This window comes from Pedobacter sp. KBS0701 (assembly GCF_005938645.2).
In the GTDB taxonomy this organism is placed as follows: Bacteria; Bacteroidota; Bacteroidia; order Sphingobacteriales; family Sphingobacteriaceae; genus Pedobacter.
Genome location: NZ_CP042171.1, coordinates 4,642,444 through 4,656,841, shown reverse-complemented (window position 1 = coordinate 4,656,841; position 14,398 = coordinate 4,642,444). Strand labels below are relative to the sequence as shown.

Here is a 14,398-nt window from a genome sequence, read left to right as displayed (position 1 = left end):
CTAAAGCTTTATTCAAACAATGATGACCACTGATTTTGTAACCTTCCAAAGATTTAATGATAAAGCAGCAGCTTTAGGAATAGCAGAAACATTTAGAGAAAATGGGATTGAGTGTGGGGTGGAAGATGTTTCTGAAAACTTTGATGTTTCGTTTGCCAATAATGAAATCAATAAAGACTTTAGAATAAAGTTAAAGCCTGCCGATTTTGAACGGGCCGACACTTTGCTGCTGCAACTGGCAGAGAAAGATTTAGCAGATATCGATCCGGGTTACTATATTTTTGATTTCAATAATGATGAACTAAAGGAAATTATTGAAAAACAGGATGAGTGGAGCAGTTTAGACTTTTTACTAGCCAAAAAAATATTAAAAGAACGCGGTGTAGAGGTAAACCTTAGTCAGATCCAAACATTTAAAGAAAAAAGGTTAGCAGCGTTGGCTAAACCTGAAGAAAGTCCGAAAGTGCTGATTGTAGCGGGTTATATGCTAGCCGTTGTGGGCGGATTAATAGCCATTGTTATTGGGGCTTATCTACGCACCCATAAAAAACTATTGCCTAACGGAGAACGGGTTTTTGGTTACGCCGCTTCAGACAGGGCGCATGGCGAAAGGATTTTGATCTTAGGTACCTTAGGATTGATACTCTCTGCAGTGTACCAATTTATGAAGTATACTTAATCTAGTTTGGCATTTGGGGCTAGGCGTTTGGCGTTAATCAATCTTTTATTGGCCATTAAGAAGTTAAGAAAATTAAGATTTTTACAATCTGGCTACGAATCAAATTATTGATCAATGAACGATTGAAAAATTTTAAGTAGTTTGGCTGTTGGAACTTTGCCAGGGCAATACAGTCAACCAATTAACCAACGATGCAGTTCCCAATGAACCAATGGCTAATGAACCATTGACCAAAAAAAACAACTAAACCCCGTCTCCCCTTAAATTCCTGAATCTTTTTCTTGCTTCAGCGCTGAACATGCTGCCTGGATAATCTGTAATCAGTTTCTGGAAATAAATTTTAGCCAGTGCAATATCATTCAGTTTCTTTTCATAAAGGTCTCCTAATGTAAAAAGGGCATCATCTGTCCAGATCCCGTCTTTAAATTCTTCTGTTACTTTTTTAAGGATATCTGCTGCTTTTTGAAAATCGTTCGCTTTAATAAAAATACGCGCTTTACTCATCATGATGGCATCTGCCAAACTGTTCTGAGGATAAGTAATTGCAATGCTATCCATTTTTTTTACCGCTTTTTCGGGTAGGTTTCTAAATAAAAGCATCTCTGCATCAGCATACATTTTTAAGGCGTTGCTATCAGCTGGTGTTTGGATATTATCGCTAATCAATAAACTAAGATTTAATGCATCATTGGCGATCAGTTGTGAGGTAGCGGCCTTTAAAACCAAACATTGACCATTGCTGTATTCGAAATTGCCTTGGTAAAAGGAAAGTTTAGCACTCCTGAAGCGTGCCTCATTTCCAACGGGCTGTCCTTCAAACTGTTTGCTCACCTGCTCGTACACTAAAAAAGCTTCCCAGGGTTGGTTGGTTAAAATGTAAATGTCGCCTAAATCGAGTTTTAGCTGACCCAAGTCCTGATCGTTAATGCCGGGCATCTTTATCGCTTCTTCCAGTTCTTTTTCTGCACTACCGGGTTGATTTAAATAATAGGCCTGCAAGTTTGCCAGTTTTTTTATGGCAAAAAGTGTGTTCCTGTTCTTGCCGTTTTCGCTTAACAATGCCTGATAATCTTTCGCCAGCAGATCAAGGTCTGCAACTGTATATTTTCCGCTGGTACGTAGGTTGTACCTGGTGTTCAGCATTTCTATTTTTGAAGGAAGATAATACTGGTTATCCTTTCCTTTGGTTAGTAGATAATCGTATGCTTTAATCGCTGTTTCGTAAGCGCCATTATCAACAAAGGTATAAATGGCATTAAACAGGGTAGCCCCATCAGCTTTGGTGCGTTTATCGTAAGCGATAAGCTGGCGCAGGGCCATGTCAAATTCCTGTTGCTGAATGTAATTCCAGGTAAGCAACTGAATATAAATCCTGGCATCGGGTTCTTTCTGTATTTTCTTTAAAATAGCCGCCTGAAATGTCTGGTAGTCATTTTTATCTTCAAAAATAGATGATAATACTGCTTCGGCCTGTGGCAAAAGCTGTGGTATGGTGGCCATCGCATCCAGGTATTCCTGCATCAGCATGGGTTTATCCTTTTTAAAACGATAGATGTTCAACAGTTCGAAAGTGAAAGCCTGATCGTTACCCAGCAATTTTCGACCTTGTTTAAAAGTTTGAACCGCAAAATCATAATTTTCGAAACGATAAAAGCTGTTTGCCAGGTTTCTGATCCTAAATTCTTCTTTTGGCAGTTTTGCAATTACCTCATTAAAAATTTTGTTGGCCGCCTGTACATCGCCTTTTTCCTGGTAAAGTTTGCCCAATGCAATGGGATAAGTTTCATTCTGTGGATTTTTTTTGATTTCCCTTTTAACCACTTTCTCTGCAACATCATAACGTTTCAATTTTAGCAATGCATTAAAGTAAATGTCGAAATAAGCATCATTATTAGGGATAGCATAAAGTTTTTCGAGCAGCACTACTGCTTTTTCATACTCTCCATCCTGATAATATTGAATAGCCAGACTACTTTCATCAGGCGCAATCTGCTGATTGGGACGAAAGATCTGCGCATTGACCCCAAGCGATAGAAATAAGAAGATGATGAAAAACAAGCGGTTCATAAACCCTAAATTATAAGTTTTAAATGTAACATTTTAATACTTCTTTGGCTAAACCGCCAATTGATATTAAACGTATTTTAAATGTTACCTGCATTTTATTTTGTAGATATTTTATAAATACTAAATTGAACCACGACTTATTATTGACTGCATAAGGTAACATTGTTGGTGTAAATTGGGGTTAAGTAGTTGCGATGCTTATTTTTGTCATCCCATAAAGAATTTATTTATGCTAAAAAGGATTTTTCTATTGTTAATGGTTACATTGATTTGGGCTTGTAAAGGCACAAACCATGATACTATTCCTGTAGACGATTTTTTTAAAACGCAGGATAAAGCTTACTATCGCATTTCTCCGGATGGGAAAAGTTTATCTTATTTAAAACTTCATGATAAAAAACTTGATCTTTTTGCTGAAGATCTCGCCACCGGAAATAGCATTCAGTTAACCCATCTGAATGGGAAGAATATCAGTTTCCATTTCTGGACCAGCAACAATGAACTGATTTATTATACCGAGGATGGATCTAAAGAACGCCGGTCTGATATTTTTGTGATCAATAAAGACGGAAGCAAACAGGTGCAGCTAAGTGCCAATGAAAAAAACAGGTTGAGGGTGATAGAAGATCAGCTGATTGATGATAAATATATCATTGTAGCTTCCAATAAACGCGATTCGACCGTTTTTGATGTGTATCGCTTAAACGTGCGCAACGGGAAAATGGATATTGCTGCAAAAAATCCTGGTAATATTACTAAATGGATGACAGATAGTAAAGGTGTTCTTAAAATTGCAGTTGCCAGCGATGGAGTGAACGAAACCTTGATGTACCGCGAAAAGGAAAATCAGGCTTTTACGCCGGTAATTACCAATAATTTTGAAACTACTTTTCAGCCAATTGCATTTTCGGAAGACCAACCCAATGTACTTTATGCGATCTCAAGTGTTAACCGTGATAAAAATGCACTGGTAGCGCTTGATTTAAAAAACGGTAAAGAAAAACAGGTTCTTTTTGCAAACGATACCTTAAACGTAGTAGATGCAACCTACTCCCGTTTCCGGAAAAAAATGCTTTTTGCAACCTGCGAAACCTGGAAAAGGGAGAAGTTTTACCTTGATGACAGTACAAAGATTGCGTACTCGAGGATTGATAAACTTTTGCCCGGTACCGAATGGGTAATTATGGATAGGGATAAAACGGACAAAGTGTTTGTGATACGTACTTTTACTGATAAAAATCCAGGATCTTATTATCTGTATACGGCTGTTGACAAAAGGCTTAAAAAACTTACCGATGTGAGTCCTTCCATTAAACCGGAAGATATGAATGCCATGAAGCCGATCAGTTTCAAAAGTCGCGATGGTTTAACCATTAATGGTTATTTAACGCTGCCTAAAAATAAAAAGGCGGTTAACTTACCTGTTGTTGTGCTACCACATAATGGTCCTAAATCGAGAAATAGTTGGGGATACAATGCTGAAGTGCAATTTTTAGCCAACCGTGGTTATGCCATATTGCAGGTAAATTATCGTGGCTCTACCGGTTATGGAAAATCATTTTATGCTGCGGGTTTTAAACAGTGGAGCGATAAAATACAGGAAGATGTAAATGATGGTGTAAAATGGCTTATTGCAGAAAAGATTGCCAATCCTAAAAAAATTGCCATTTACGGTAATGGTTTTGGGGGCTATATTGCTTTAAATTGTTTGTATAAAAATCCCGATCTTTATAAATGCGGCGGATCAAATTCGGGTGTGATTAACCTGTTTAGTTACCTGAAAACTTTTCCTCCATTTTTAAAGGCCAAATTAAAGATGTATTATGAAATTGTAGGTAATCCGGTAACCGAGACCGATTATATGCGTTTTGCTTCGCCTGTGTTTCATGCAGACCGGTTTAAGTCTCCTGTTTTTATTGCCCAAAACCCAAAAGACCCAAGTGTTAACGTAGCAGAAGGTGTACAGTTTATCAAAGAACTTAAAAAAAGGAATGTCCAGGTTACTTATATCGAAAAAGAAGAAGGTCCGGATCCGGTAGTACGCCAACAGAGCAGAACGGCTCTGTATAAAGCCCTGGAAGAGTTTTTAAAAGAAAATCTAGGTAAGAAATAGGTATGGCCTTAGATAAAAAAAGCAGTTACCGTAAAAATTTCTCTTTAGGTGTAACCTTCATTGTACTCATTTCCATTCTTTTTATCCTATCGCTTTTCCTAGCGTTCAACTATAGCAAAAAATCGATAGAGAATGATTTTGTTTCCGAAAAGGTAAATGTGCTGGAACAGAGTATTAAGCCTTACAATGATTTTTTTCAGAACAAAATGCCTGAGATTTCTTATTACAATGGCTATTTGGATTCTTCTACTGCAGCAAAGTTTGTAGATACCGTGATGTTAAAATATCCCTTTATCTCTAAGGTTACTTTTTACGATACAGAGGTGAAGAATGTTCCTGTTAAAGATGGGATCAATGCAAACCACCTTGGTATTGGTCCAAAATCTATTTTCCAGTTTGGGAAAGGGGTAAAGCCCGATTCGGTGAAGTTGTATTCAGAAGATGATACGAGATCTTTTAATGTAGGAAGTGATTTTAATGCAATCGCAATTAAACTTGCCACTTTTGTTGAAGATCTTGATACCGCATCAGTACCCTCACAAGAAGAATTGTTTACCAACTTTTCTATTGTTAATTCTAACGAAAATAAAATCACTTATTTAAATATTCCCCGAAGGGAAGATTTAAGAGTTTATAAAGATATGATCAGGCGGAAGTTAAATCCGGCACCTGTTTATCAACAGGATGTACTTGTTTTTAATCTTGACGCACATAAAATCAAAATCATCAATACCAGGCCATTGTTATACCAAACGATCAGGATTGAACCGCTAACTTATGATCCGATTGATACCTCAGAAGAAAATATTAATACCGAAATAGCGCTGCCGGGTGCATTTTCTGATTTCAAGCTATACCTCATTTCATCAAAATCTTATATCAAGAAAGAAATTTTTATTTACTTCATGCCAATTGCCTTGGTGTTATTGCTGGTGTATGGGGTACTTTTATTGGTTGCTTTTTTGATTTACCGTAATCTGAACATCAATAGTAAAATGTTTAAGCTGCAGTACGATTTCGTGAATAACCTTACACATGAGTTTAAAACGCCCGTTAGCGTAATCAAGATTGCAGGAAACAATATTAAAAGTGCTACTGCATTAAGTCAAAAAGAGCAGCAGCTCTATGGTAAGATACTGGATGAAGAAGCCGACAAACTGAATGGTTTAATGAATAAATTACTGGCCTTTACGCAAATTGAAAATAAGGCAATTAAATTAAATCAGGAAGAAGTTAATGTTGTGGATTTTATTGAAAGTACGATCGAGTCGCATACTTTAAAACATCCCGATTTTAAGATTACTTATGAAGTAGTAGGCTTTAAAACCTTTATCACCGACCCGGTGTTACTAGGGAGTTTGTTCGATAACCTGGCAGAGAATGCCTATAAATATTCAAAACCAGAACAGAAAAAATTACACATCAGTGCAAAGCTGATTAAAGGGGTACTGGTTTTCAGGTTTGCCGATAAAGGGATAGGCATCGCATCGTCAGAATTAAACAATATATTTAAGAAGTTTTTCAGGATTCAGAATGAATATAACCAAATGGGTAGCGTAGGCCTGGGTTTGGCATTCTGCAAAGAACTGGTTAACTTTATGGAGGGGGAAATCTCTGTAAAAAGTAAAGTAGGGAGCGGTACGGAATTTAAAATCGTGCTGCCATACAATAGTTAAATTTTAATAGTTGAAATATTAAACCTTGAAAGGTTGGAATGTAAACTTGACCTTAAAACATTAAAACTTTTCAACCTTACAACCGCATTAAAACACACATAAATGTCTAAAGAAGTAAAAATATTAATCGTAGAAGATGATGAAAATCTTCGCTTTCTGGTAGCCCACCGTTTAAAAGCTGAGGGTTATACGGTGCTTGAAGCAAATGATGGCGAAGCTGGAGAAAGAATGATTTTGGCCGATCAGCCGGACATTGTTTTGTTGGACTGGATGATGCCTGGTAAACAAGGTGCCGAGGTTTGTGAGAATGTGCGCAAGCAAGGTTTCGAAAACCTGGTGATTATGATGACCGCAAAAGCCCAGGATGTAGATAAAATTGATGCTTATAACTTTGGTGCATCTGATTACATTACCAAGCCATTTAATATGGACGTTTTGGTAGCCATGTTAGAAAGCAAGGTGAAATTTATCGTCAATAAGGATTCTGCAGAGATTCACCGTTTTGGCAATATGGAACATCACCCAAATATCCACACGCTGTTCAGAGACGGAAAGAAGATCGAACTAACGATATTGGAAAACCGTATCCTGCTTTATTTTCTGCGCAATCCGGGCAAAGTAATCAACCGTGATGAACTGATGTTGGTGGTGTGGGGCTACAACTCTGATGTGAACACCAGAACACTAGATATGCATATTGTGCGCTTGCGTAAAAAGATAGAATTAAATCCTGACAATCCACAGTTGCTACAAACGGTCAGAGGGGTTGGTTATCGCTTTAACGCGGGATAAGAAAATGATTGAGTTTTGAATGAGAGAATGTTTTAGGCGGATCGCCCTATTCTCTCATTCCATCATTCTCTCATTCAAAATTATCTATGCTCTTTTCAAGGTAAATATCGTTATCTCTGGTAAAACTCCAACTCTACCTGGATAACCCAGGAAACCGTAGCCAACGTTAACGTAAAGTTGTTGTTTTTGTTCCTGATATAAACCTGCCCATTCTTTGTAAATGTATTGCACGGGGCTCCATTGATATTCTTTTAAACGAACACCAAATTGCATGCCGTGTGTGTGTCCGCTGAACATGGCGTCGATTTGCGGGTACTTCTGTAAAACTTCTCCACGCCAATGCGATGGGTCGTGACTTAATAAAAGTTTGACAGGTAAATCGTCTGTATTTTGAACTGCAAGTTCCATTTTTCCATATTTTGGAAAGCGGCCCATTCCCCAGTTTTCAATACCTAAAATGCCGATTTCTTCTCCGTCAACCTTCAGTCTGCGGTTTTCATTCATCAATAAATCGTAACCCATTATTTTGTGAACCTCAACCATATCTTTCAGATTTTTTACTTTGGCGGGCGATGACTCCTTGCCGAAATAATAGTCACCATAGTCGTGGTTTCCTAAAGATGAATATACACCAAGTGGTGCTTTAACTTTCGAAAATATATCCTGGTAATCCCTTACTTCGTTGGTGAGGTTGTTTACTAAATCGCCGGTAAAAAAGATAAAATCAGGCTTTTCTCCCAATAACATTTCCACACCGCCTTTTACTGCGGTTTTGTTATAGAAACTGCCCGAATGAATGTCAGAAATTTGCCCCATAGTAATGCCGTCAAATGCCTTTGGCAGATTAGGAAGAATTAAGTTAACTCTTCTAACCTGGTAATCATAAGCACCAGAAATAATGCCCCAGCTTAAAGAGGTTAGAGGAACGGCAGCGGCAACTAAGCCTGCTTTTACTAAAAATTCTGAACGTGATATGGGTTCTGCCTTGCTAATTGGCTGGTCTTTTATGATTTGTTTTTTTCTGAAAAGTTTGATGAATAATCTTCGCAAATCATCCAGAATTAGAAATGGCAGCATCGCCATTTTACAGGCTACTGTTAAAAAGAAAGCGACTAGAATGATGGCTCTAAGCGTAAGGAAAAGGTTAAGGTAAATTCCTGCGAAAATGCCAATAATTAACAGAATGCTATAACTCCAGTACAAAATACCGAAGATTTTTTTTGTTCTGGGTTTCCACTTAAAAACTGAAACAATGGCTTTAAAAAAATAAATATCAAAGGCTGTAATCAATATGCAGGCTGCAATGATGAAAGGTAATCTTCCCATATACTCGGGTTATTCGATTTAAATTAAAAAATAAGGCAGGTTTCTCTGACCCGCCTAAATTAAGTATTTGAACTAAATAAATTATCTAAAATTCGCTTAGGATGGTCTAAAAAGGATTTATAAACCCTGTATATCTCTGATTCCTCATATTTTACTTTCGTTATTTTACCATTGGCCATTTCGTAAATCGTTGCATTTGGATAAGCAAGCAAAATAGGGGAATGGGTTGTAATAATGAACTGTGCATTTTTATCAATCAAATTGTCAAGTTTTGATAGCATTGCGATTTGTTTTGTAGCTGATAAAGCAGATTCAGGCTCATCCAGAATATAAACACCACTGCCGCCAAAGCGGTTCATAAACAGCGACCAGAATGATTGACCGTGAGATTGTTCGTGCAAAGAGACACCTCCGTAGGATTTTATAAGTTTTGGCCCAAAAGATGGTTCTTCATCAAGTTTATCAATCTCACTTGCTACATTATAAAAACTTTCACCTCGTAAGAAAAAACCATCTTTTGGTTTCCTGAAACTTTTGCTAATGGTTAAATAATGATGCAATTCTGAGTGTGTTGCTTTACTTGCAAAATTGAAATTTTTACCTCCACCCTCGGCATTGAAACCTAAGCTTACCGCAATTGCTTCAATCAATGTTGATTTTCCGACGCCATTTTCGCCAGTGAAAAAAGTAACGTTTGGATGAAAGGCCAGTTCCTGAAATGATTTTAAGCAAGGAATGTTAAACGGATATCTATCAGGAAGATTCTCCTGATTCAATCTTAACGATAAAAGATATCCGTTAAACTCCATTTTAATTTAATCCCTTATTCATTTGCTTTTACCTGAAATCGTCTTCATCCTCTTCCTCGTCAAATTCGGCATTAAATAAGCTGCCAAACATATCAGAAAAGCCGAAGCCACCATTTAAAAAGTTTTTGCTCAGTTGTGAATATTCGGCTAAACCATGTAATACAAATTCCATTAAGAGCAAGGTTTGGTTTTCGCTCAGTTTAGGATGGAATTTCTTTACCAGATCATACAAGCCTGGTACCAACATCAATGCTTTTTTGTATTGTGTATTGCTCAAGGTATCCGTAACATCAACATTATGGCCTTCGGTAAACCATTCGGTTACTTCGGTGTAAGGATTGGCTGTTTTGGTTTTTTTTGCTTTTTCAGGGTCAGGGAAATAGCGTGCAAACAAAGTTTTAACTGCCTTGCCAATTAAGGTGGTGGCCACATGCGCAGGTCCTTCCAATTCGCCTTCGTAAACCAATTCTATTTTACCCGTTATCGCTGGGATAATTCCTGCCAAATCTGCCAAACGAACAACTGTATTTTTTTCACCAGATATTAACATTCTGCGTTCAGCTGTGCTGATTAAATTCTCGTATGCCGAAATGGTTAATCTTGCTGATACACCCGATTTCTGGTCGATATATTCACTTTTGCGAGCCTCGAAAGCAATTTGTTCAACCAGGTCTTTCACCAAACCATCAGCTTCAATATTGGCTTTTTGTTCTGCTGTAAGCTTAGCTTCCTGAAAAGTAATTTTACGCGAAATCTCGATGCTTTTTGGGTAGTGAGTCAAGATCTGACTTTCGATCCTATCTTTCAATGGCGTAACAATGCTTCCACGGTTGGTGTAATCTTCCGGGTTTGCGGTAAATAGAAACTGGATATCTAAAGGTAAACGCAATTTGAAACCACGGATCTGTATATCTTTTTCCTGCAACATGTTAAACAGCGCGACCTGGATACGGGCCTGTAAATCGGGTAATTCGTTAATGACGAAAATGCTGCGGTGCGCGCGTGGAATTAAACCAAAATGGATTACACGTTCATCATTATAGGTTAACTTTAAAGTAGCGGCCTTAATCGGGTCAACATCGCCAATTAAATCAGCAACGGTAACATCTGGTGTGGCCAGTTTTTCGGTATACCTTTCACTGCGGTGCAGCCAGGCAATTTCGGTATCATCACCTTTGGTGGCAATTTCATTTTTGGCGTACCACGAAATTGGATTTAACGGATCATCAAAAATCTCGCTTCCGGCAACATAAGGCACATATTCATCCAATAAATTGACCATTAAACGGGCAATACGTGTTTTTGCCTGTCCGCGTAAACCTAAAAGTAAAATATTGTGACGTGATAAAATTGCGGTCTGTAATTCTGGAATAACCGTTTCATCGTAGCCGATAATGCCCTCAAATTCGGTTTTTTTATCGCGCAGCACTTTAATCAGATTTTCTCTGAGTTCTTCTTTTACCGATCTTGATTTATATCCTGTGGTTTTTAACTCTCCTAATGTAGTATTTTGCATCTTTTTTAAATGGGTTTGAGGTTTAAGTCTTGGGGTTTCAGTATGCAACATCAATCGCTAAATCCTTGCCTGTTTTAAATATTTCTAAGATTTGTTTAGTAGATCTTTTTGGCTTTGGTCCTAAACCTTCCACCTTTTTACCCTCTACCTTATTTAACTGTCTTACGTCTATTCTTAATGTAATCTTCAAAAATGTATTCACCTAAGCCGTTTAAAGAGCTGTAAAAAGCCCTGCCGCCATTAATTTCTGTAAATTGACGGACAAATTGCTGTAAATAGGGATCCTTCGCAATCATAAAGGTGGTAATTGGGATTTTTAAACGTTTACATTGGGCCGCCATATTTAAGGTTTTGTTAATCACCTTTCTATCCAAACCCATACTGTTTTTATAGTATTTGCCATTTTCCTTTAAGCAGGTTGGTTTCCCATCTGTAATCATGAAAATCTGTTTATTATGGGTTTTCCTGCGGCGGAGCAAATCGGCAGCAAGTTCCAAACCTGCATAGGTATTGGTGTGGTAAGGGCCAACCTGTAAATAAGGCAAATCTTTCACGCTGATGGGCCAGGCATCATTTCCAAAAACAACAATATCTAAAGTATCTTTAGGATACTTCGTTTTAATCAGTTCAGCAAGTGCCATGGCAACTTTTTTGGCCGGGGTAATGCGGTCTTCGCCATATAATATCATCGAATGCGAAATGTCGATCATCAATACCGTAGATGTTAAGGTTTTAAAATCCTTTTCCTCTACTTCCAAATCGCGGTCTGTTAAAGTGAAATCGCCAATTCCGTGATTAATCTGTGCATTTTGGATAGAAGCAGTCATGTCGATCTGATCTAAACTGTCGCCGAAGTTATATTCCCGTCTGTCGGCATTTTTCTCTTCGCCAATACCCGATTGGTTACTGTTGTGGTTACCACGTCCAGATTTTTTCAGTTTCCCGAAAATTTCATCCAATGCAGATTTGCGGATGGTCTGTTCCGTTTTGGCCGTAATCTTAAACTCTCCCGATTGATTGTCTTCAGTAAGGTAACCCTTATCCTTCAGGTCGTCGATAAAATTACCGATACCATAATCATTATTGGTTAATTTATATTGTTTATCGAGCTCGTTCAGCCAGCTTAAAGCTTCTGCCGCGTCTCCGGCTGTATAATTCAGCAGTTCGCTAAATAATTTCAGCAACTCATCAAACCCACCCTTTGGCGCATCGCCCGGCTTATAATCAGAAAAACGAAAACCTCTCATGTGCTTGTATTAACGATTTATCGAAGATAAAAGTTTCGTTTTGCATAAATTTAAGCGCGGTGTCATATTTGGAGGGAAGAAGAAACGTAAAAACGGAAAGACCAAAGCATGGTTAAATTGGAAACTGAAAACTGAAAACAGCCAACTGATTAGGGCGTTCCCCAAGCTGCGCAAGGGTCTGGCTTTTCAGGGCTACGCTTCGCTTCGGTACCGCTGAAGAACCGGCACTGAACCCTTACAATCCCTAACGTAAAACCCACCGTTTAAAAAATAAATCTAACAGACCTTATAGGTTTCAAAAACCTATAAGGTCTTATAAAAGCTTAACCCAGCGCTATATGGTAAATCTTTTTATTATAATCAGGATTTGCACCCGGTTGTGAGGCTACAAAAGCACCTACCTTACAGGCATTATCCAAAGTGGTTTCCATGGGGTAACCTTGCAGGTAGCAGGCAATAAATGTGGCTAAAAAAGCATCACCCGCACCAACGGTATCCGCAACCTGAACTTTGTAACCGGTATGTTTAAATAATTTGCCTTCTTTTAAAACACAGGCACCCTTATCACCTAATGTCAGGCAAATGATTTCTATATTGAACTGACTCGAAAGCTGTTTTAGTAACTGTTCATCAGTATTGCCCGTTAAACCAAATGATTCTTTTACCCAAAGAATTTCATCTTCGTTTATTTTAAGGATATCTGCTTTTGTCAAAAGCTCTCTAATTAATTCCTTTGAATAAAAAGGAGCGCGGAGATTGATGTCGAATATTTTAGTTTTGGCATTTTCTAAAAGTGCCAGAATGGTTTTTTTAGATTTTTCATCCCTGCAGGTTAAACTACAATATACTAATGCATCTGCTTGTTTTACAGCTGATGTGTTTTCCTCGGTGATTTTGATCTCATCCCATGCTACGGGTTGTTTAATGGTATAAGTAGCCTGATGATTTTCATCCAGTTGTACTACAACTGTACTGGTTGGTAATTCATCGTTAACTTGGATCAAATCTGTTGCAAAATGATTGCTGGCTAGAAAATTGAATAGCTCTTTGCCGTTTTCATCATTGCCTATGGCACTAATAAAGCGGCTCTCTATCCCTTGTTTGTGTAAATTAAGCGCAACGTTCATGCTCGAGCCGCCAGCTTTTTTGCCTTCTGGAAAAACATCCCAGAGTATTTCGCCAATCGTGATTACTTTATTTTGCATAGAAGATTTATAGATACGTAAATAAAGAATTTTTACGCATTGAACAAAATAATTTGTTTCATATCTTTAATTTTTACCTCAACTCAATTAACCATGAAAAAAATACTTGTAATTGCATTGTTTTTAGCTTCCTTCAGCGCTTTTGCTCAAAATGAGAAAGATAAACAGGTCATACTTAATTTGCTGGAGAAGCAACGTACCGACTGGAACAAAGGTGATGTTGAAGCTTTTATGCAGGGATATGAAAAATCGGATAGTTTACTTTTTGTGGGTAAAACCGGACCAACCTACGGATGGCAAAAAACGTTGGATAATTATAAAAAAGGCTACCCGGATAAATCTGCTATGGGCTTTTTGGTGTTTGGAATAAAAAAGGTCGAATTTTTGAAACCCGATCTGGCATTTGTATTAGGCAGTTGGAATGTAAAACGCGAAAAAGATGAGTTAAAAGGGTATTTTACGCTTTTAATCAAAAAAATTAAGGGGGAATGGAAGGTGATCGTTGATCATAGCAGCTAGGAATGGAAGATGTGGGATGGGAAATGGATGAGGGAGATAAAGTTGTCTCGGTAACGAAGTTCCCCTCGTGTCATCATTGGAGTAATAATCAGAGCCTTTACCTGAAAAATGAGGGTGACGTTTAGTGCCTGCTGCATACTATTAGATTTATACTGTGCACATGGCAAGACTCAGGTGAACTAAGGTTGCTTAGGTGGTCATAAAAATAAAGGCTCCTTTATTTAATTAATCATCTCTGGCATCTGAGAACATCTAAGTTGTTAAATTCCTTTTGCAGGGCTGTGCGCAAAATTTACCATTTAAGATCATATAAGAACATGTAATCTCATATGACCTTAAATGTCTTATATGGTAAAAAACACCTAAAATTTCAGCTATTTAAATGAATTCATTTTAAGCGGAGTGCATCATGTACCGATTTAAGTATCTACTTTTTTACTTATAGTATG

11 protein-coding genes are annotated in these 14,398 nt (G+C 37.8%); 5 read left to right on the top strand and 6 right to left on the bottom strand.

All coding sequences use genetic code 11. The annotated features are described in order from the left end of the window. Window positions 1-19 precede the first annotated feature (19 nt). Entirely contained in the window at window positions 20-679 is a 660-nt protein-coding gene (locus FFJ24_RS18715; RefSeq protein WP_138818706.1) for a hypothetical protein, read from the top strand. A gap of 243 nt (window positions 680-922) precedes the next feature. Here FFJ24_RS18715 and FFJ24_RS18710 read toward each other — a convergent pair whose 3' ends face one another. Further along, window positions 923-2,746: a tetratricopeptide repeat protein gene (locus FFJ24_RS18710; RefSeq protein WP_138818705.1), complete on the bottom strand. Its 1,824-nt coding sequence runs from the start codon at window positions 2,744-2,746 to the stop codon at window positions 923-925. A gap of 229 nt (window positions 2,747-2,975) precedes the next feature. On the opposite strand from FFJ24_RS18710, the gene FFJ24_RS18705 reads away from it, so the two are divergent. The 3 genes from FFJ24_RS18705 (at window position 2,976) to FFJ24_RS18695 (ending at window position 7,327) form a co-directional block, all read left to right on the top strand. After that, a complete protein-coding gene (locus tag FFJ24_RS18705; RefSeq protein ID WP_138818704.1) occupies window positions 2,976-4,859 on the top strand; it encodes a prolyl oligopeptidase family serine peptidase in 1,884 nt (627 codons plus the stop codon). Window positions 4,860-4,861: 2 nt separating this feature from the next. Beyond that, window positions 4,862-6,535 carry a sensor histidine kinase KdpD gene (locus tag FFJ24_RS18700; RefSeq protein ID WP_138818703.1) on the top strand — a complete coding sequence of 558 codons (1,674 nt, stop codon included), beginning with the start codon at window positions 4,862-4,864 and terminating at the stop codon, window positions 6,533-6,535. Window positions 6,536-6,637: 102 nt separating this feature from the next. Next, window positions 6,638-7,327, top strand: a complete 690-nt coding sequence (locus FFJ24_RS18695) for a response regulator transcription factor (protein ID WP_025143982.1) — start codon at window positions 6,638-6,640, stop codon at window positions 7,325-7,327. An 84-nt stretch (window positions 7,328-7,411) separates the two neighbouring features. Here the strand turns inward: FFJ24_RS18695 and FFJ24_RS18690 are convergent, their stop codons facing one another. From FFJ24_RS18690 to FFJ24_RS18670, 5 genes are all read right to left on the bottom strand, one after another. Next, window positions 7,412-8,653 (bottom strand): metallophosphoesterase, encoded by a 1,242-nt coding sequence (locus FFJ24_RS18690; protein ID WP_138818702.1) that lies wholly within the window; start codon window positions 8,651-8,653, stop codon window positions 7,412-7,414. A 59-nt stretch (window positions 8,654-8,712) separates the two neighbouring features. Then, complete coding sequence (locus FFJ24_RS18685) at window positions 8,713-9,462, bottom strand: AAA family ATPase (protein ID WP_138818701.1); 750 nt, start codon at window positions 9,460-9,462, stop codon at window positions 8,713-8,715. Window positions 9,463-9,490: 28 nt separating this feature from the next. Next, window positions 9,491-10,978: a magnesium chelatase gene (locus FFJ24_RS18680; protein ID WP_138818700.1), complete on the bottom strand. Its 1,488-nt coding sequence runs from the start codon at window positions 10,976-10,978 to the stop codon at window positions 9,491-9,493. Between the two features lie 149 nt (window positions 10,979-11,127). Continuing rightward, window positions 11,128-12,225 (bottom strand): VWA domain-containing protein, encoded by a 1,098-nt coding sequence (locus tag FFJ24_RS18675; protein ID WP_138818699.1) that lies wholly within the window; start codon window positions 12,223-12,225, stop codon window positions 11,128-11,130. A gap of 323 nt (window positions 12,226-12,548) precedes the next feature. After that, the gene (locus FFJ24_RS18670) at window positions 12,549-13,430 is read right to left on the bottom strand and encodes a carbohydrate kinase family protein (protein WP_138818698.1); all 882 of its coding nucleotides are present in this window, start codon (window positions 13,428-13,430) and stop codon (window positions 12,549-12,551) included. Window positions 13,431-13,523: 93 nt separating this feature from the next. On the opposite strand from FFJ24_RS18670, the gene FFJ24_RS18665 reads away from it, so the two are divergent. Then, window positions 13,524-13,949 (top strand): DUF4440 domain-containing protein, encoded by a 426-nt coding sequence (locus FFJ24_RS18665; protein WP_138818697.1) that lies wholly within the window; start codon window positions 13,524-13,526, stop codon window positions 13,947-13,949. The last annotated feature ends 449 nt before the right edge of the window (window positions 13,950-14,398 follow it).